The 18,715-nt window shown below is 61.8% G+C and carries 17 protein-coding genes; 1 reads left to right on the forward strand and 16 read right to left on the reverse strand.

Translation table 11 applies throughout. The annotated features are described in order from the left end of the window. Window positions 1–6: 6 nt before the first annotated feature. The 16 genes from AC5RWO_RS20130 to AC5RWO_RS20205 all read right to left on the reverse strand — a co-directional run bounded on the left by AC5RWO_RS20130 (window position 7) and on the right by AC5RWO_RS20205 (window position 17,667). Window positions 7–2,835, reverse strand: coding sequence for a DEAD/DEAH box helicase (locus tag AC5RWO_RS20130; protein WP_498733529.1), 2,829 nt, complete (start codon window positions 2,833–2,835; stop codon window positions 7–9). Window positions 2,836–2,881: 46 nt separating this feature from the next. Further along, complete coding sequence (gene tatC, locus AC5RWO_RS20135; protein WP_264670246.1) at window positions 2,882–3,685, reverse strand: twin-arginine translocase subunit TatC; 804 nt, start codon at window positions 3,683–3,685, stop codon at window positions 2,882–2,884. Between the two features lie 47 nt (window positions 3,686–3,732). Beyond that, window positions 3,733–4,011 carry a Sec-independent protein translocase subunit TatA gene (gene tatA, locus AC5RWO_RS20140; RefSeq protein ID WP_139003520.1) on the reverse strand — a complete coding sequence of 93 codons (279 nt, stop codon included), beginning with the start codon at window positions 4,009–4,011 and terminating at the stop codon, window positions 3,733–3,735. A 34-nt stretch (window positions 4,012–4,045) separates the two neighbouring features. Continuing rightward, window positions 4,046–4,387, reverse strand: coding sequence for a hypothetical protein (locus AC5RWO_RS20145; RefSeq protein ID WP_498733530.1), 342 nt, complete (start codon window positions 4,385–4,387; stop codon window positions 4,046–4,048). 2 nt (window positions 4,388–4,389) lie between these two features. Next, window positions 4,390–6,384 carry a helix-turn-helix transcriptional regulator gene (locus AC5RWO_RS20150; RefSeq protein ID WP_498733532.1) on the reverse strand — a complete coding sequence of 665 codons (1,995 nt, stop codon included), beginning with the start codon at window positions 6,382–6,384 and terminating at the stop codon, window positions 4,390–4,392. Window positions 6,385–6,490: 106 nt separating this feature from the next. Next, window positions 6,491–6,886 carry an FKBP-type peptidyl-prolyl cis-trans isomerase gene (locus tag AC5RWO_RS20155; protein ID WP_139003523.1) on the reverse strand — a complete coding sequence of 132 codons (396 nt, stop codon included), beginning with the start codon at window positions 6,884–6,886 and terminating at the stop codon, window positions 6,491–6,493. Window positions 6,887–6,922: 36 nt separating this feature from the next. Beyond that, entirely contained in the window at window positions 6,923–7,837 is a 915-nt protein-coding gene (locus tag AC5RWO_RS20160) for an FKBP-type peptidyl-prolyl cis-trans isomerase (RefSeq protein ID WP_498733534.1), read from the reverse strand. 90 nt (window positions 7,838–7,927) lie between these two features. Further along, on the reverse strand, window positions 7,928–9,289 hold the full coding sequence (pafA, locus tag AC5RWO_RS20165; protein WP_498733536.1) for a Pup--protein ligase: 1,362 nt from the start codon (window positions 9,287–9,289) through the stop codon (window positions 7,928–7,930). 1 nt (window position 9,290) lies between these two features. Further along, window positions 9,291–10,013, reverse strand: coding sequence for a proteasome subunit alpha (gene prcA, locus AC5RWO_RS20170; RefSeq protein WP_498733538.1), 723 nt, complete (start codon window positions 10,011–10,013; stop codon window positions 9,291–9,293). A 3-nt stretch (window positions 10,014–10,016) separates the two neighbouring features. Further along, entirely contained in the window at window positions 10,017–10,856 is an 840-nt protein-coding gene (prcB, locus tag AC5RWO_RS20175) for a proteasome subunit beta (protein WP_498733540.1), read from the reverse strand. 3 nt (window positions 10,857–10,859) lie between these two features. Further along, window positions 10,860–11,066, reverse strand: coding sequence for a ubiquitin-like protein Pup (locus tag AC5RWO_RS20180; protein ID WP_169998474.1), 207 nt, complete (start codon window positions 11,064–11,066; stop codon window positions 10,860–10,862). A gap of 45 nt (window positions 11,067–11,111) precedes the next feature. Beyond that, window positions 11,112–12,716 (reverse strand): depupylase/deamidase Dop, encoded by a 1,605-nt coding sequence (gene dop / locus AC5RWO_RS20185; protein ID WP_498733577.1) that lies wholly within the window; start codon window positions 12,714–12,716, stop codon window positions 11,112–11,114. Window positions 12,717–12,730: 14 nt separating this feature from the next. Beyond that, the gene (gene arc, locus AC5RWO_RS20190; RefSeq protein WP_498733542.1) at window positions 12,731–14,479 is read right to left on the reverse strand and encodes a proteasome ATPase; all 1,749 of its coding nucleotides are present in this window, start codon (window positions 14,477–14,479) and stop codon (window positions 12,731–12,733) included. A gap of 137 nt (window positions 14,480–14,616) precedes the next feature. Then, entirely contained in the window at window positions 14,617–15,681 is a 1,065-nt protein-coding gene (locus AC5RWO_RS20195) for a tRNA (adenine-N1)-methyltransferase (protein ID WP_498733544.1), read from the reverse strand. 61 nt (window positions 15,682–15,742) lie between these two features. Then, on the reverse strand, window positions 15,743–16,921 hold the full coding sequence (locus AC5RWO_RS20200; RefSeq protein WP_498733579.1) for a site-2 protease family protein: 1,179 nt from the start codon (window positions 16,919–16,921) through the stop codon (window positions 15,743–15,745). A 2-nt stretch (window positions 16,922–16,923) separates the two neighbouring features. After that, window positions 16,924–17,667 carry an HAD family hydrolase gene (locus AC5RWO_RS20205; protein WP_498733546.1) on the reverse strand — a complete coding sequence of 248 codons (744 nt, stop codon included), beginning with the start codon at window positions 17,665–17,667 and terminating at the stop codon, window positions 16,924–16,926. 124 nt (window positions 17,668–17,791) lie between these two features. Between AC5RWO_RS20205 and AC5RWO_RS20210 the strand changes: the two genes are divergently transcribed. Continuing rightward, complete coding sequence (locus AC5RWO_RS20210; protein ID WP_139003800.1) at window positions 17,792–18,673, forward strand: PAC2 family protein; 882 nt, start codon at window positions 17,792–17,794, stop codon at window positions 18,671–18,673. Window positions 18,674–18,715: the final 42 nt, after the last annotated feature.

Consider the following 18,715-nt stretch of genomic DNA (forward strand, 5'->3'; position numbering starts at 1 on the left):
GCTTCCCTATTCGGCTACTGCGGAATATGCGACCACACCGCGCCGGACCAGAACGATTGCCTGCCGGCTGAGTGTCGCCATCCTGGGGTCGATGTCGGGCACCTTGACCAGTTGGTCAAGCAGATCGATGACCTGTTTGGCCCAACGCACGAAATCTCCTGCCGCGAGTTCAGTCCCTTGGAGGGCGGCCAGCAGGGACCGTCCCTGCGCCCACTTGTACATGGGCCAGATGAGGCCAAGTTCTGGTTCGCCGCTGAGAGGCAGCTTGTGCTGTTCCTCCCTGTCGGTCAGGACCGACCACTCTTTAACCGCAATATCGACCGCTGTTTCCAGCGACACGCTCGGCATTTTCGGACGAATTCCGGTCTCCTCCCGTTTGGCTTGGAAAACCAAGCAGGAGACAAAAGTGGCGAATTCGGCGGCGTCCAGATCTTCAAAAGCACCGTTTTCAATACACAACGCCACGAGCAGGTCGCGATCGCCGTAAATCCGGCGGAGTCTGTTGCCGGCCGTACTGATTGTGACTCTTCCGTCCGGATGAGTTTCGAGGTAGTGATAGGTGTCCAGCAGGTCGCAGACGCGGTCAAAAGTTTTCGCAATGGTATTGGTACGGCCTTGGATCTGCCCCATCAACTGGTCCGTCTCCCGCCGGAGCTTCCACCAGCGTTCGGACCAGCGGGCATGGTCTTCGCGGTCGCTGCAGCCATGGCAGGGGTGGGACCTAAGTTTCCGGCGCAGCTCCGTGATCTGTTGTTCCTGCCGTTCCGAACCCGGCAGCGCAAAACTCTGCCTGTCGCTTCCCCTCCGAGGCGGCCTGTTTTCATGCAACGCGTTACGCAGCGACGACGCCAGATCACGGCGTTCCTTGGGGCTGCGGCTGTTGAACGTCTTCGGCACCCGGATAGTGGAGAGGACCTCGACCGGCCCTTCGAGATCCTGCGCCGAAATTCGCCGAATCTGCTTGTCCATCGTCAAGACTGTGGGCCGCGGCTCGAAGCCGGACGCATCCGGGGTCAGGATCACGGCGTATCCCTCGCTTCGGCCGCCGGGAATATCGATGATGTCGCCCCGTCGCAGGCGTTCGAGGGAAGCGGCGGCCGCGGAACGCAAGTGCCGGGTCCGGGACTTTGCCGATTGGGTTTCCACCTCTTTCAGCTCCCGCCGCAACCGCGCGTACTCAGTGAAGTCGCCGAGATGGCACGTCATGGATTTGGCGTACCCGGCCAGAGACTCTTCCCGGCTGCGCACTTGCTTCGCCAGGCCAACCACAGACCTGTCCGCTTGGAACTGGGCAAAGGAGGTTTCCAGGATTTCGCGAGCCCTTGGCCGGCCGAACTGGGCGATGAGATTGATCGACATATTGTAGGTCGGGCGGAAGCTGGAATTAAGCGGATAGGTGCGGCGCGAGGCAAGACCGGCCACCGCCGCAGGATCCGTTCCCGGCTGCCACAGGACCACCGCATGGCCCTCGACGTCGATACCTCTGCGGCCTGCCCTACCGGTCAGCTGGGTATATTCGCCGGCCGTGATGTTTACGTGGGCTTCGCCATTGAACTTGTCCAGCTTTTCCAACACCACCGTTCGGGCGGGCATATTCACGCCCAGGGCCAGCGTTTCGGTGGAGAAGACGGCCTTGACCAGTCCGTCCGCGAACAGCTTTTCCACCACCTCTTTGAAGGTCGGCAACATGCCGGCATGGTGGGCTGCCAGGCCCCGCACCAGCCCCTCGCGCCAGGTCCAGAAATCGAGCACGCCCAGATCTTCCTCAGGTATATCCTGGGCTGCTTCGTCCACCCGCCGGACGATCACATCGCGCTCGGCCTCGGTTGTCAGCCACAATCCGGCATCCAGGCATTGCCTGACGGCCGCGTCACAGCCGTTCCGCGAAAAAATGAAGGTGATCGCCGGGAGCAGGCCCTCTTTATCGAGCCGCGCAATAACCTGCGGACGTGAAGCCCGGCGCACTCGGCTCATGGGCTGCTGGGGCCTCGTGGGTGTACGTTTGCCCCGGCGTGCTCCAGCGCGACCCCAGTTGGCGGCCCTGTTGAGCTTCTGCTCGGAGTAGGCCAGTTCCAGCAGTTCGGGGTTTACCTCGAAGCGGTCCGCGGCTCCGGTCCCGGCCGACATGGCCGGCGCCGCCTCATCAAACGCAACGTCCGAGGCGAAGAGATCCAGGATGTCCGGCCCGACCATCACATGCTGCCACAGCGGAACGGGCCGGTGTTCCGATACAACCACGTCCGTATCCCCGCGCACGGTATCAAGCCATGCGCCGAACTCCTCCGCGTTGGAAACGGTGGCCGACAGCGATACCAGCTGCACGCTGCTGGGCAGGTGGATGATGACTTCTTCCCAGACTGCGCCGCGGAAACGGTCGGCCAGATAATGGACCTCATCCATGACCACGTAGGCCAGCTCGTCCAGTGTCTGGGAATTGGCATAGAGCATATTGCGCAGCACTTCAGTGGTCATCACCACCACATCCGCGTTCGGATTGATGGAGACATCGCCGGTCAGTAGCCCGACGCGTTCGGCACCGTAGACGTGGACCAGCTCCGTGTATTTCTGGTTGCTCAACGCTTTGATAGGCGTGGTGTAGAAGGCCTTCAGGCCTCGCTGCAGGCCCATGTATACCGCGAATTCACCGATGACCGTCTTCCCGGCGCCGGTCGGCGCAGCCACCAGCACTCCCCTGCCCCGTTCCAGCGCCTCGCAGGCCTCCCGCTGGAAGGGGTCCAGTTCGAATCCCAGGGTTTGCGTAAACGCGAAGAGCTTGGTCTTGGCATGGGCTGCTCTTGCTGTTGCCGCCCTGTACCGATCGGATGGGGAACTCATATTAGAAGCCTAATGGTATTAGCGGCGGAAGAGCGCTTCCACCGATTCAGGCTTCCGCGGGACCCTCAAGATCAGTCAGCGGCGTTGCCTTGTCTGCAGACGCTTCCACTTCCTCCTCGCGTTCCTTCTTTTTCCGTGCACGCCGCTTGTCGTTGAGAAGGCAAACGCCGACGGCGACGAAGAACAGGGCCAGCAGCGGGCCCGCCAGCAGAAACATGGACATGGCATCCGGGCCGGGCGCTGCCATCGCGGCAACCACACACACGACGAAGACGACGATGCGCCAGCTCTTGATGACTTGCCGTCCGCTGACAAGGCCGGCGAAGTTGACGCCGACCAGGACCACGGGCAGCAGGAAAGCCACGCCCAAGGACAGGAACATCCGCATGACAAAGGTCAGGTAGTCCGTTGCCAGGATCTGGTTCACGCCTCCCACGGGGGTGAACATGGTGAGAACCTTGACGATTTCAGGCAGCACAATCCAGCCAAAGTAGATGCCGAGCAGAAACAAGGGCACTGCGGCCACCATGAAACCGAGTGTGTAGCGGCGCTCTTTCTGCTTCAGTCCGGGAGTGATGAAGGCCCAGATCTGGTAAATCCAGACCGGTGAGCTAACAAGGAATCCCAGAAACAGCGAGACCTGTATCTTCAGGTCAAAGGGAGACCCCACGCTGCCGTAGTTGATTTCCGCCCGGCGGCCCTCAACGGACGAGATTTCGATCAGCGGTTGCTGGACCGCGACCATTACCGGGTCGTAAAGGAACCACCCCCCGATGGCGCCCAAAAGAATAGCAATGCCGGATACAATCAGCCGGTTCCGGAATTCTTTGATGTGCTCCTTGAGCGCCATCCGTCCTTCTGGATTGGCTTTACGGCCTTTGGTTCGAGACATTGGCCTTACTGCTGGCTGGGCGGCGTTCCGCCGTTCGCGTTCGGTGCCTGGTCGCGGTTGTTCTGGTTCCGGGGCGGATTAACCACGCGGCCTTCAACGGCGTCGTCGTCAGCGTCATCCTTGGACGGGTTTTCGTCCTTCATCTGCTTGACTTCAGACTTGAAGATTCGCATCGACTGCCCAACACTGCGGGCGAGGCCCGGGAGCTTCGGAGCCCCGAAGAGCAGCAGGACAATGATGACGAGAATGATGATTGTCCAGGGGTTATCGAAGAGTCGTCCCATTGGGTGGTTCCTTTCGTTTCGAATACATCCTACGTTATGAAAGTCTGACGTCTCTGAGTGACTGCCTCTGTCCGCGGGCAGCCCGTCTGGCTACGCGTTTGAGCCGTCTGGCCTCGCGCCGTTCCGCCTTCCCCATAACGTAGATTTCCCGTGCCTCCGCCGGGTCAAGAAAGACTCCCGGAACAATGGTGCGTGGCTCGGCCGCCGGGCCGTTATCGGACACATCGAATCCCGACCCGAGCTTTCCCGCCGCCACCTCGAAATCCTGCAGAGTTGCCTTCAGCTGGCGGAACAGCCGGAAACCCAGGTAAACGACGAAGAGCAGTGCGAGGGCGCAAAGCGCAACCCAGAGCAGGATCCAGAACCACCATGACATGCTTACGAGTCTAGTCCGTCCAGCTTTGAATTTTCCGAATACAGCTCCAGCGCAGCCGCAAGCCACTCACGGGCAGCCAGCGCGAGGCTCGCAGGCTCGAGGACAGCAACCTCACCGCCGTGACGGGCTACCAGAGGTGTGATGATCGCCGTCGAACCCAGGCGAATCTCCGCCACAATGTCGCCGTTGTCCAGAAGGACGCGGCGTTGGGCGTTGTAGTGCTCGGCGAGCTCGGCCAATCGCGATGAGATCTTCAACACCACGAGTTCGTCAGTGTCTCTAGGGGTAAAGAGCGCCTGGGGAAATTGCGAACTGCGCGCCTCGGGCTGCTGGAAGTACTGCCCGGTCCTGCGCAGCGAGCGGATTCTATCTGCCCGGAACTGCCGGATTGCCTGTTGGCCGTGGCACCACGCTTCTGTGTACCAATGGCCATCGACAGCGAACACCTGTACCGGGTCGATCTCCCGAACCGTCATCTCATCCCGGGAAGGAACCAGATACTCAATCGTGAGCGTCTCACCGGCAGCCACAGCATCCTGCAGGGCGAGGACTTCCTCCGTCCGGGCATCGGCGTCGAAGTCCGCAGCAATGGCACGGTGCATGCCATGGTCGCCGCCGGTCGCGTCCAGCAGTTTGCTCAACGCGCTGCGCAGTGCGGGCCGCTCCCCCACTCCCGGAACGGTTTCCAATGCCTGCAGGCCCACCACGAGGGACAATGCTTCGTCGATACTCAACCGAATGGGCTGGGCTATCTCGTCGGCGTTGCCGATATAGATGGAGCCGTCCTCCCAATAGGCATCGATCAGCTGGTCCGGCCCATAGCCGGGAGCCCCGCAGACAAAAAGGAGGCTGAGATCCTTACCCAGTTGATCCGGGCTCACTCCGAACTTCTCTGCCGTCTCGTTCAGAGGAGCACCTGGATGGGCGCTCACATAGGACACCAGATCGAGGAGCCGCGGAAGGCGGTCCAAGGACGAAGATTTTGTCCGTGAAGGTCTCGCTGCGGTGCCGAGATCGTACGACGGCGCTTGGGTCAGCGACGCTAGCGCGCCATTGAAACGCCGGATGACGGCGTCTTTCAGCTCGACCGGATCTACCGCATAGGCATTCGCGCCATGCGAGGCAACCTCTTCGGCAAACGTCTCAATGTCGCCGAACGTGCAAGTCACGGTGTCCCAGCCGCTCGGCCCTGCAGCCACAGTCGATGCGGCGGTCCGAAGAGAATGTGCGTGTCCTTGCCGAAGGAGCACGGTGGCGGTGCCCTGCTGCCTGTCGGGTACCAGCGACTCCAGCGCCGAGCGCATGGCGAACTCTTCGGGAACGAGGTATGTGCCGGAGAGCTTCTTGACCTTCGAACTTATCCGCGTCAAGCGGAAGGTGCGTTCGTCTCCACGGTCAAGGTCATTGCCCACCAGGTACCAATGGCCGAACCGGTTGCCCAAACCCCATGGTTCGACCCGCCGTACCGACACTTCGCCCGAACTGGCCGCCCGGTATTCGAACGACACCGGATACCTGTCCATGACGGCCTTCAGCAGCTCGTCGAAGGCTGGCTCAGCCGTGCGGATTCGGGGTTCAATTCCGATCAGGGAATCGCCTTCCGCAAGGGCGCCGCGAACGTCCAGCCGGCGAACTGCCCTGGCAGCAGCGGAGCCAAGCGAGGCCTGCTGCCATATGCGCGAAGCCAGCGAAAGCACAGCCGATTCCTCCGGAGTGAAGGCGAGCTCGGGAAGCCGATAGGTTTCGCGGTCGATGCGGTAGCGCGTAACACCAGAGTCCAGGTCAAAGAAGGCATCCTCGGTGAAAGTTTGGACCGGAATGCCCATTTCGCGCAGGTCGTCCTTGTCCCGTTCGAACAGCCTGTTAAAGGCCTCCTCGCTCGGAGCCTCCTTATAGGGAGGTATCAGCGCGCGGAGCTCTTCTTTGCTGTACCCGCGTCTGCGTTCCAGCAGGGCGATCAGAAGATTAAGCAGGCGCTCGGTTTTGGACGCGGACATAGCCTCAAGGGTACTTCTAGCTTCCTGATGCAAGCGAAGTTAACGACGGCGGGCGGAGTAACGATGAACTAACGTTACTCCGCCCGCCGCCAGGCCTCTGATGCGGTTACCGCACGCCCAGCAGGTCCACTACGAAGATCAGCGACTCACCTGGTGCAATGGCGCCACCTGCGCCCCGTTCACCGTAGGCAAGCTCCGAGGGGATCTCGAGGCGCCGGCGGCCGCCGACCTTCATGCCAAGCAGGCCCTGGTCCCAGCCTTGGATAACCTGGCCAACGCCTACGCGAAAGTCGAGCGGCTGCCCGCGGTTCCAGGAGGCATCGAATTCTTCGCCGGTGGACCAGGCCACACCCACATAGTGGGTGGAGACGGTGTCCCCGGGTTTCGCCTCTGCGCCGGTGCCGACGATGAGGTCCTCGATGCCCAGCTCAGTGGGAGCATCCGTGCCCGGGAAATCGATTTCGGGCTTCTGGCGATCGTATTCGCGCTGTCCAAACGACATGTTTAGGGTACCTTTCCTAGCGGTTATGGCTGGTTGTTACTTTACTTCGACCAGTTCGACGTAGAAGATCAAGTCTCCTGAAGCGTCCCCTTGCCCTTGGACATATGCTAGTTCCGTAGGAATAGACAGCATAACTTTTGCGCCTTCCTTGAGCCCGGTCAGCCCCTTGGTCCAGCCTTCGATAACCCCGTTGAGCGGGAACTCAGTCGGCTCGCCGCGGGAAAAACTTGAGTCGAACTCCTTGCCTTCGGCCCAGTTCCAGCCGGCATAGTTCGCCTCGACTGTGCTCTCGGCCGTGGCTTCCTTGCCGTCGCCCTCCTCCATCACCTGGACAATGAGGTCCTCCGGAGCCTGAGCGCCTTCCGGGATCTTGACTGACGGGACGCCGTCCTTATCGAAGCTAATCTCGGGCAGCTTGCCGGCCTTCTCCAACTCGGCTACCTCTGCAGGCTCGGCTTTTACTGCCTTGTCTTTGACCTGCTGGACTGAAACGACAAGCAGCTGCGGGTTGGAAGCAGGGGCACTGGCCGAAGTTTGCTCAGGCGGAGTGGCGTAGTAGGCGACCTGGGAGCCGGCCTTCGCCCCGATGAGGGCGTCGTAGAGGGCCGGATCGACGGACTTGAACTGTTCGTTGAGCTCGAGCGTCTGCGCGGCGATGCCGGAGTAGGTCTCACCGAGCTCTTCGCCAGTCACCGCGTCGACGGCCATCAACTGGTAGCGGATCCATTGCCCATCGACGGCGCCTTCGCCTTCGCCCTCATTGACTACCTTGGCCGTGGATTCCGGCAGTTCCAAGGGTGCATCGAACTCGACTTTAGGGGCGGAACCGGCGTCAGTTGCGGTGATGGTCACATCATCCAGACTGTCCGAACCGGAGCTTTCGCTGTCTGCACTGCTGCATGCCGTAAGCAACAGCGCAAAGGGCAGCATGGTCGCTATTATTTTGCGCACATTTCAACTTTCGTGAGGTGCTGTCGGGGGCACGGCAGATCCGATGGACCCGCGTTGGTCATATTGTGACAGAGATAGCTGGACAGTTCCTCAAAGTGAGGCCAGCAGGGCCTCGACCCTGTCATCAACGTTCTTAAAGGGATCCTTGCACAGGATGGTCTGCTGGGAACGGTCATTGAGCTTCAGATGGACCCAGTCCACTGTGAAATCCCGACCGTGTTCGCGTGCGGCACGAACAAAATCCCCGCGGAGTTTGGCACGGGTGGTCTGCGGCGGATTGTCCACGGCCGATTTCACCTCTGGTTCCTGCACTACGCGAGCGGCCTCGCCGCGAGCCTGAAGCAGGAAAAACAGCCCGCGCCGTCGTGAAATGTCATGGTAGGTCAAGTCCAGCTGCGAAATCCGGGCTGAATCCAGGTCCAGCCCGTGGCGCTGGCTGAAGCGATCAATGAGCTTCTTCTTAATCGCCCAGTCAATCTCCGTGTCGATTCCCGAATAATCCTGCGCTTCGACCGCGGCAAGAGTGCGGTTCCACAAGTCAAGAATCCGTTCCACATGGGGACTGTGCGCGCCGTTGGTCCGAACGAACTCCCGGGCTTTGTCCAAGTACTCCTGCTGCATCTCGAGGGCGCTCATTTCCTTCCCATTGGCAAGTTTGAGCGGTTTGGAGCCGGTCAGGTCGTGGGAGATATCGCGGATGCTGCGGATGGGATTCTCCAGCCGGAGGTCGCGCATAATCACACCGGCTTCGATCATCCGCAGCAAAAGATCCACCGAACCGATCTTGAGCATGGTGGTGGTCTCGGACATGTTCGAGTCCCCGTTGATGACGTGCAGACGGCGGTAGTACTCGGCGTCCGCGTGCGGCTCGTCGCGGGTGTTAATGATGGGGCGGGAACGTGTCGTCGCCGAAGAGACGCCTTCCCAGATGTGGTCCGCCCGCTGGGAAAACGCATAGATCGACCCGTTCTGCGTTTTCAGCACCTTGCCGGCCCCGACCAGGACCTGGCGGGTGACCAGAAACGGAATCAGAATGTCCGCGAGCCGGGAGAACTCGAGTTTCCTCGGGATCAGATAGTTCTCATGGCTGCCGTAGGAATTTCCGGCGGAGTCCGTATTGTTCTTGAAAAGGTAGACACTGCCGTCAAAGCCCTCGTGCCGCAATCGGTCCTGCGCCTCGTTCATGAGGTCTTCGAGGATCAGCTCTCCAGCGCGGTCCTGTGCGATCAACTGCGCTACGTCGTCGCACTCTGCGGTGGCGTATTCCGGATGCGATCCAACATCCAGATACAGCCGCGAACCGTTGGTCAGGAAGACATTCGAAGACCGTCCCCATGTCACTACCTTGCGGAACAGGTAGCGGGCCACTTCCTCCGGCGAGAGCGGACGCGAGTCCGGCGCAGAATAGGAGATGCCAAACTCGGTCTCGATGCCGAAGATCCGTCTGTCCATGTCAGTCCCCCAAAATATCCGTCACCTCTGCAATGGACAGCCGCCGGAAAGCCCGGCGGTTGCCGCGGCTGGACATCGGGTCCCGGTCAAGGACCGCTACTTCCAGCATTTCCGGGCCGAGCCGGCGCTGGCCGGGTGCCCGTCCGTTGTCAGGAATGTGGCCTTCCAACGCTCCCGCAGCCGCGCGGATGACCCCGGCAAAGCCCTGACCCGCATCCCAATTCGCCCGCAGTGTCTCATTCACCGCGTCGATCTCGCCGCCCATGACCACGTAATCCGGCTCGTCTGCGATAGAACCGTCGAACGTCAGCCGGTAGAGATGATCTTCCGCTTGCTGAAGTCCTACCTCGGCCACGGCAAGCTCCACTTCGAAAGGTTTACTGTCGGCGGTGAACACGGCGCCCAGGCTCTGCGCGTAGACGCTGGCGAGACCGCGTGCGGTGACATCCTCCCGATCGTAGGAATAGCCCCGTACATCGGCGTACCGAACTCCTGCCTGGCGCAGGCTTTCGAACTCGTTGTATTTGCCGACGGCAGCGAACGCGATCCTGTCGTAGATTTCGCCGATCTTGTGCAGCGACGGGGACGGGTTCTCGGCGACCAGGGCGATCCCCTCGCTGCAGCTGAGCACGACAACGGAGCGGCCGCGGGCGATGCCCTTCCGGGCGAAATCCGCCCGGTCCTTCATTAGTTGTTCTGGCGAGACATAGAACTGTTGGGTCATGGTTTATGCCTCCCGTCCGGCCACGGCGCGCGAAGCGATCACGGCTTCGGCGGCGGCGGCAAGTACTCGTTCCGGGATGCGCTTCGCTCCGGCCGAATTTACTGCGTAGACCACCGGCCACAGCTGCCGGACCACATCCGGACCGCCGGTTGCGGAGTCGTCGTCGGCAGCGTCATACAACGATTCCACCGCGACAGACACGGCGCGGTCCTCGTCCATATTGGGCTTCCAGAGCTTTTTCAATGCTCCGCGGGCGAAGACGGACCCCGAACCCACGGAGTGGTGTTCGAGTTCCTCATAGCGCCCGCCGGTCACGTCGTAGGAAAAGAGCCGCCCCACATGACGGTCTGTATCGAATCCCGCAAACAGCGGTATCACTGCCAGGCCCTGCATCGCCATAGGCAGGTTGCTTCGGATCATGGCACCCAGCCGGTTCGCCTTGCCCTCCAGGCTCAGCAACGTGCCTTCGATCTTCTCGTAGTGCTCCAGCTCCACTTGGAAGAGGCGCGTGACGTCCAGAGCGATACCGGCCGTGCCGGCTATGCCCAGAACTGAGTAATTATCAGCAGGGAAGACCTTCTCGATGTGCCGGCTTGCAATCATATTTCCCATAGTTGCCCGCCGATCGCCGGCCATGATCACGCCCCCGGCGTACGTCATGGCGACGATCGTTGTGGCATGCGGCACCAGGTGTTCGGCATTCGAGCTGATGCCGGTCGCCGAACCGCGCACTCCGGGCAGCAGGTCAGGAGCACTGCGGGACAGATACTCGGAGAATGACGCCGTAGCCGCATGGGAAATTTGGGAAAACGTGGAACTATGTCCGCCAGCCGGCAAATTCATGGGCTACTGTCCGCCCTTCTGGACAAAACCGCGCACAAACTCCTCCGCGTTTTGCTCGAGGACACCGTCGATTTCGTCGAGCAGATCGTCCGTGCCTTCGGTTTCAGCCTGTGCAGCCGCGGCAGGGGCGGGCTCAGGTGTCTCGGGCGCCTCGTCGTACTCTTCTTCCTGAGTGCGGCCTTCTACGTTCTTGCGGTCCTGCGTTGCCATGACTGCCTCCTTGGTCAGATTCGACGGCTATTGAGTTCTTATTCTTTATGTTGCCACGTCAGGGGCGCTTTCCGGCCCGAGCAGCGCCGAAATAAATTCTTCGGCTGAAGCGGCCTGATCGAAGAGCGGCCCGGTGAGCGCGCGCGTGCCGCGCAAGGGCTCTCGGGTGGGAATCCGCTGCAGACGCCGGCGGCTCGGCAGATCGAAAATGACCGAGTCCCAGCTCGCGCCGACCACTTCCTTGGGGAAACGCTCGATGCACTTGCCGCGGAAGTAGGCCCGGGTATCCGACGGCGGCTCATGTACTGCTTCGGCTATTTCGGCATCCGTCAGAAGCCGCTCCATCTTTCCCCGCTGGGCCAGCCGGTAATACAGTCCCTTCTCGGGCCTGACATCGGAATACTGCAGATCGATCAGTCCCAGCCGGGAATCCGACCATTCCAAACCATCGCGGTCCCGGTAAGCCTGGAGGAGCTTGAGTTTGGCGACCCAGTCCAGCTGGGAGGCGGCCTCCATAGGATCGCGCCGCAGCGTTGACAGCAGCGCCCCCCACCGTGCCAGGACATCGGCCGTTTGCCCCTGGTCCGTACCGTGTCTGCGGCAGTGCGCCACTGCCGCTTCCAGATAGATTTCCTGCAGATCAAGACCCGTGACCATGGCGCCGTCCTTGAGCGCGACCTTCTGCTGCAGGGTCGGATCATGGCTGATGGCCTGCAAGGCCTGGACCGGTTCGCTCAGCTGCACGTGCGGCGCCTCGCCGTGCTCGATCATGGAGAGGACCAACGCCGTGGTGCCCAGCCGAAGGTATGTGGAGACCTCGCTCAGGTTCGCATCTCCAATGATGACGTGGAGCCTGCGGTACTTGTCCGCGACGGCGTGCGGTTCATCCCGAGTATTGATGATGGGGCGCCGGATGGTCGTTTCCAGCCCTACTTCCGCTTCGAAGAAGTCTGCCCGCTGGCTGATCTGGAAGCCCCGGTGCCGGCCGGTCATGCCTAGGCCTACCCTGCCCGAGCCGCAAATGACCTGCCGGGAGACGAAGAACGGGATCAGCCCGGTCACTATTTGCCCGAACGGTAGGCTGCGAGGCATCAGGTAGTTTTCGTGTGCACCGTACGAGACTGCCTTGTTGTCAGTGTTGTTCTTGTAGATGTTGACCGGAGCGAAACCTGGCGTCCGCGCGATTTTCTGCAAAGCTTGAAGGACGACGACGTCACCGGCCTTGTCCCACAGCACCCCTGCCCGGGGACTGGTGACTTCCGGGCTGGAGTACTCCGGATGAGCGTGGTCGACATACAGCCTGGCACCGTTGCTGAGCACCATGTTCATCAAGACACCGGAGCCCGCTGACTCCTCGGAGTAGAAGTCGTTTGAGGGCGGACGTCCGCCGGACAAGGCGATCTGCTCCGCGTCAAGGACCGGCGGCATGTCGGTTAGCTGCGACGGATCCGCGTTCTCCCGTGCCACCGACCAGCCGCGGGCATCGTGCAGTGGTTCTTCATCGGTGTAATCCCAGCGCGTTCCCGCCAGGTTTCCCATACCGCTGCGGACGGTAGCGGCGTAGGCATTGATGATTTGGGAGGAGAGCACGGTGGAGTTGGCCAGCGGATCGCTCGGAGCATGGATCCCATACTCCGTTTCCGTTCCCATCACACGGTTGACGCTCACAGATACTGCCCCGTATTCGCTGTCGTCTCGATAGACTTTCCGGCTTCCTGGCCGGCCTTGCCCTGGATGATGGTGCGGATGTAGGTGATCCGCTCGCCCTTCTTGCCGGAGATCCTGGCCCAATCATCCGGGTTGGTGGTGTTAGGCATGTCCTCATGCTCGCGGAACTCATCCACCACGCCACGGAGCAAATGTTCGATCCGCAGGCCCTTCTGCTGGCTGGTCAGGAGGTCCTTGATGGCGTTCTTCTTGGCCCTGTCCACCACGTTCTGGATCACGGCGCCGGAATTGAAGTCCTTGAAATAGAGCATCTCGGTGTCTCCGCTGGCATAAGTGACTTCCAGATACTCGGTTGACTTCTCCGTGGCGTACATCGCTTCGACAGTGCGCTGGATCATCGCGTCCACCGTCGCCTGCCGGTCGTTGCCATGCTCCACCAGATCCTCCACATGGATGGGAAGATCCGTGGTGATGTACTTGGCGAAGATGTCCGCGGCCGCTTCCGCGTCCGGGCGCTGGATCTTAATCTTCACGTCCAGCCGGCCGGGACGAAGGATGGCCGGGTCAATCATGTCCTCGCGGTTCGAGGCACCGATGACAATGACGTTTTCGAGCTTCTCGACGCCGTCTATCTCGCTGAGCAGCTGCGGAACAATTGTCGTTTCGACGTCGGACGATACACCGGTGCCGCGGGTGCGGAAAAGCGAGTCCATTTCATCGAAGAAAACCACTACGGGGCTGCCGTCGGAAGCCTTCTCCCGCGCCCGGGCGAAGATCAGCCGGATGTGCCGCTCGGTCTCACCGACGTACTTGTCGAGCAGCTCGGGTCCCTTGATGTTCAGGAAGTAGCTGCGCGTTTCCTCCGTGCCGCTGCGCTCGATGGCCCGTGCTGCGAGCGAGTTCGCCACGGCCTTGGCGATCAGGGTCTTGCCGCAACCGGGAGGCCCGTAGAGCAGAATGCCTTTGGGCGCCTTGAGTCCGTGCTCGCGGTAGAGATCCGGGTAGAGGAAGGGGAGCTCAACGGCGTCGCGGATTTCGTCGATCTGGGGCCCGAGGCCGCCGATGTCCTGGTACGAAATGTCCGGGACTTCTTCCAGAATGAGGTTCTCCACCTCGCTCCGGGGGATCTTTTCGAGCGCGTAGCCGCTGCGCGCGTCGATGGAGACAGCGTCCCCCACACGGATCTTCACTTTGAGCAGGGTGCCGGAAAGTTTGACGACTCTCTCCTCGTCGGCTCGCCCGACCACCAGGGCACGGTCCGCACCGAGCAGTTCCTTGATGGTGACCAGTTCACCGGCGCGCTCGAACCCCAAGGCCGCGATGACGGTGAGGGATTCGTTCAGGAGAACTTCCTGCCCCGGGCTCAGCTGCGCGAGGTTGATCAGCGGACTGACGGCAACACGCAGCTTGCGGCCGGACTGGATGATGTCCACGCTTTCCTGCGTGGTCGCCGTAGTGGTTGCACCCGTGCGTGGGTGCTGCCGCCTGTTGACCTGGGTGATGGTGGCAAAACTGAAGGGGGTTTCGCCGTCGCGCTCCAGAGCATCCTTGAGTCGGACAATCTCGGCCTTGGCAGACTCCAGCATGGAGACAAGCCGTGCGTTGTTCTGCGTGGCCGACGCCAACTGCTTGTCCAGATTCCGGATCTTGTCCCGTAGAACATTGATCTGGCGCTGTGCAACAGTCAGCTCGGTTGTCTCTCCAGCCGGTGCCGATTGATTGGTCTGGTTCTGGTCTTCGTTCATCACCGCAACCTGCTCTCTGGAATCGGGTCCCTTGGTAAGACCCTAGCCGCCGATGCCCCGAGTGCAACACTTACTTGAGAAGGAAACGCCGGAGCCTCTCGGGGAATTCCGCTGATAGCAGTATGAACACCTAGTTGTTACTGGTCTGTAACCTGCCCGCCGGCAGCGTCGGGCTGATCGGCATTTTTGAAAGCGCCGCGTTGCACAGTGGAAGCGGCGTCCTTGGCAGCACGCCTGAGCCTTTTGTCCGACACGGCCCGCTCCCCCAGTGCCTCCGTATTCCACTGCTCGTCATCCGGCGCCCAGGTTTTCAGGTCCGCTGCCGAGAATTCCGACTTGGAGGCGCGGCGCTTGGGAGTTAGTCCGGTGACGCCGTCGGCCAGCCGGCGGGCAGTGAGCAGGAAGCCGGTGTGGGCGACCATCCGGTGATCCGGGCGAACTGCCAGCCCTTCCAAATGCCAGCCGCGCACCATCGACTCCCAGCCGTCGGGCTCGGTGAAACGGCCGTCGGCCCGGATCGCTTCCGCCGTCCGCGACAGCTGCGTAACCGTGGCGACATAGCTGATCCACACCCCGCCCGGAGCCAGCACGGTTGCAACGGCGTCCAGACATTCCCACGGGGCCAGCATGTCCAGCACCACACGGTCCACACTGCCCGGGGCCTCCTGCTTAACCACTTCGTCCTGGAAGTCGCCGAGCGAGATCTGCCAGGCCGGATGCGGTCCGCCGAAAATGGTTTCAACATTTCCCCGCGCGATGTCGGCGAATTCCTCGCGCCGTTCGAACGAATGCAGATAGCCCTGGTCGCCCACGGCGCGCAACAGCGAGATGCTCAGGGCGCCGGAGCCCACACCGGCTTCAACTACCCGGGCGCCCGGAAAAATATCGGCCATCGTCACAATCTGACCGGCGTCTTTGGGATATACGACGGCGGCGCCACGCGGCATGGACAGGACGAAATCCGAGAGCAGCGGCCGCAGGGCCTGGTACTTATGGCCGGTGTCATTGCTGACCACGCAGCCTTCCGGCTGGCCGATCAGGACATCGTGCGTCAGGAAGCCCTTATGGGTGTGGAATGCGCCCCCGGGGGTCAGCGTAATGGTGTTCATCCGGCCCTTTTCGTCCGTGAGCTGTACGCGCTCTCCGGAACGGAACGGGCCGCGGCGCTGGTCTGCTCCGTGCGGTGTGGTCGGTGAACTCATGCTGGTGCTACTTCCGATCGGTGGATACTGATTATCGGCTGGGAACTGGGCGGCGTGCTGGTTACGAGGCTTTGCCGGTGATGGCCCGTACAACAGTTGATTGGCTGAGCAGACCCGTAACCCGCCCGTCAGCGTCGGTGACCGCATATTCGGTTCCGGCAAGCCTGGCCAGGTACTGCACCAGTTCCTGGCCGGCAGCCCATTCCGGTATGTAGGCGCCGGGGGCCAGTGCACGGCTGACGGCGGCGGCCGGGGTACGGGCAGCCGCAGTCTCGGGAACCTGTTCAAGCGCGTGGCCGTCGACGATCGCCTCGGGCTGGCCGGTGGCGGCTGTCAGGATTACGAATGCGTGCGGCGCGCTGCGTGCTACGGCTTGCACCTGCTCCACATTAGAGCTGGCAGGCATGCTGATGGCAGGCTGTTTGAGAGCGCCGGCGCTGACGTGCGGCAGCCGCAGCCGCAACTTGGCGTTGGTAATGGAAGCACTCGCGCCCATCCAGAGGAATCCACCCACCAGAACCATGATCACCACGACCTGAAGATCGGGCTGGCGGCCCATGGCCAGCGGCACGCCGATGAATCCCGCCACGATGAGGATGACGATGATGCGTCCTGCCCAGCCGGCGGCCAACGTGCCCTTTTCCTGACTGCCGGTAATGCTCCAGACAGCTGACTCCACCAATCTGCCACCGTCCAGCGGCAAGCCAGGGAGGATGTTGAAGACCGCGACGAGCAGGTTGGCCCAGATGAAGATGTCCGTCAGGACCCAGGCCACGGCGTTGGCCTCCATGACGGGCATGAGCAGTGCGCCAAAACCGGCCAGCGCGAAATTGGCTGCGGGTCCGGACAAGGCAACTATCAGGGATTTGCCCGGAGTGGCCTCGAAGTTTTCGAACTGGGTATGGCCGCCCCAGAGGTTGAGCACAATCTTCGCGGTCGGCCAGCCGAAGATGCGCGCGCTGAGTGCGTGGGCGAGTTCATGGACGAGGACGGAGAGCAGCAGCAGCACGGCATAGCCGAAGGCCACCACATACGATGCGCTGCCAAGTCCCGGGATGGCCCTGCTGACCTGGGGTCCGAAGGCGAAAACGATGAAGACAGCAATGATGAACCAGGAGTAGGCCAGCACGATGGGAACGCCGCCGATGCTGCCCAGCGGGATCCCCTCGCGGCGGGCCGGCGGTTTGGACTCAGGGGCGGACTTGCTGGTGTCCGGGCTGTTCCCGGTGTCCGGCGACATGTTCATGCGCCTCTCCCGGCACCCTGAATGTTGACGACATCCTGCTCCAGCAGCAGGTCCAGGTCCGCCAAGTCCTTGCCTGTCAAGCTTTCCCACCGGTACCGGCCCGGATCATCGGGGACCTCGACGACGTGAGGGATGGCCACGGTCACCAGTCCTGCGGCCTGGGCCGAGGTGGCACCCGGCACAGAGTCTTCAAGCGCTACGACACGTGACTTATCGAGTCCGGGGTCGGCTGCTGCGAGCTTGTCGAAGGCACGCTGGTACGGTTCCGGATTGGGCTTGCCGTGCTCCACCATGTCGCCGGTGATCATGAAGCGGAAGCTGCCCGCAGGCAGCGACCGGATGACCTCTTCGGCGAGGATGGTCTCGGACATGGTCACGAGCGCTGCCGGCACACCTGCCTCGTTGAGCTGCTTCAGCAGTTCCCTGGCCCCGGGGCGCCAAGGGATCTCGCGGCGCACCTTGGCGACGACGGCAGTCAGCAGGTGGTCGATGATCTCCCTGACGCCCAGGTCGACGCCCGCCTCCTGCAGGACTACGGCGGAAACCGGAAGCGCATTGCCGACCAGTCCGCGGCCTAGCTCGTCAGTCCAGACACCGCCGAATTTGAGGACCAGCTCCGTTTCGGCTTCGATCCAGTACGGTTCGGTGTCGACGAGGGTTCCGTCCATATCCCAGAGAACAGCCTGTACGCGCGTTGGATTTTCAGACAGCGCACCAAGGCGGTCGGGAGAAGCAGACATGCTCCAAGTCTACGGTCCCGCCGGCGCCGGGCACGCCTCCATACGCTGGCTATGCTCTACGCGAATCACTGTACCGCTCACTGACAACTCAACGGGCTGGGTTTAGGGTGAAGAAGTGAGCACTATGGACAGTAATGAGGCACGGGGCTTGCGGCGCTTGTTCCCGAAGCCGGACGGCGGAGACGAGCGGCGGCTAACTATCATGCTCGCCGCGTTTGAAGGCTGGAATGATGCCGGCGAGGCGGCAACCGACGCAGTGAAGTACCTAAGCCGGTTGTGGGACGGTGTCAAAGTGGCCAGTATCGACCCCGACCTGTACTACGACTTCCAGTTCACCCGCCCGTTGATCCGGCGTACGGCATCAGGGGACCGACGGATCAAATGGCCCACTACAAAGCTGACCCGCTGCAGCGTTCCGGATACGGACATAGACATTGTGTTCGTGCACGGTGTCGAACCGTCATACCGCTGGCGGGCATACACCGCCGAGTTGCTCGCCCACGCCACTGAACTCGACGTCGATTGCCTTGTGCTGGTCGGGGCGTTGCTGGCCGATGTTCCGCACAGCCGGCCCATTCCGGTGACCATTACCAGCGAAGATGACACCGTCCGGGAGTCTCTGAATACGGAAGCCAGCCAGTACGAGGGTCCGACCGGGATTGTCGGAGTTCTTGCCGAAGTGGCCTCGCTGGCGGGAATCCCCACTCTGTCCCTCTGGGCAGCGGTGCCCCATTACGTCGGGCAGTCCCCTTCCCCCAAGGCCGAGCTGGCGATTCTGCAAGGCCTGGAAGATATTCTGCAGGTTCCGCTGGATACCGCCGTGCTGACCGAGGAAGCCGAGGCATGGGAGCGCGGCGTCAACGAACTGGCCACGGAAGATCCGGAAGTCGCCGCTTACGTCCGGCAGCTTGAAGAGGCCAAGGACACAGCGGACCTGCCGGAGGCGACCGGCGAATCCATTGCCCGTGAATTCGAGCGTTACCTGAAAAAGCGCCGGAAAGAGTAGCCGGGCGGCAGCCAAAAAGGCTCCGCCCGGCCGGCTTTAGCG

The organism is Arthrobacter sp. B055-34 (genome assembly GCF_059090425.1).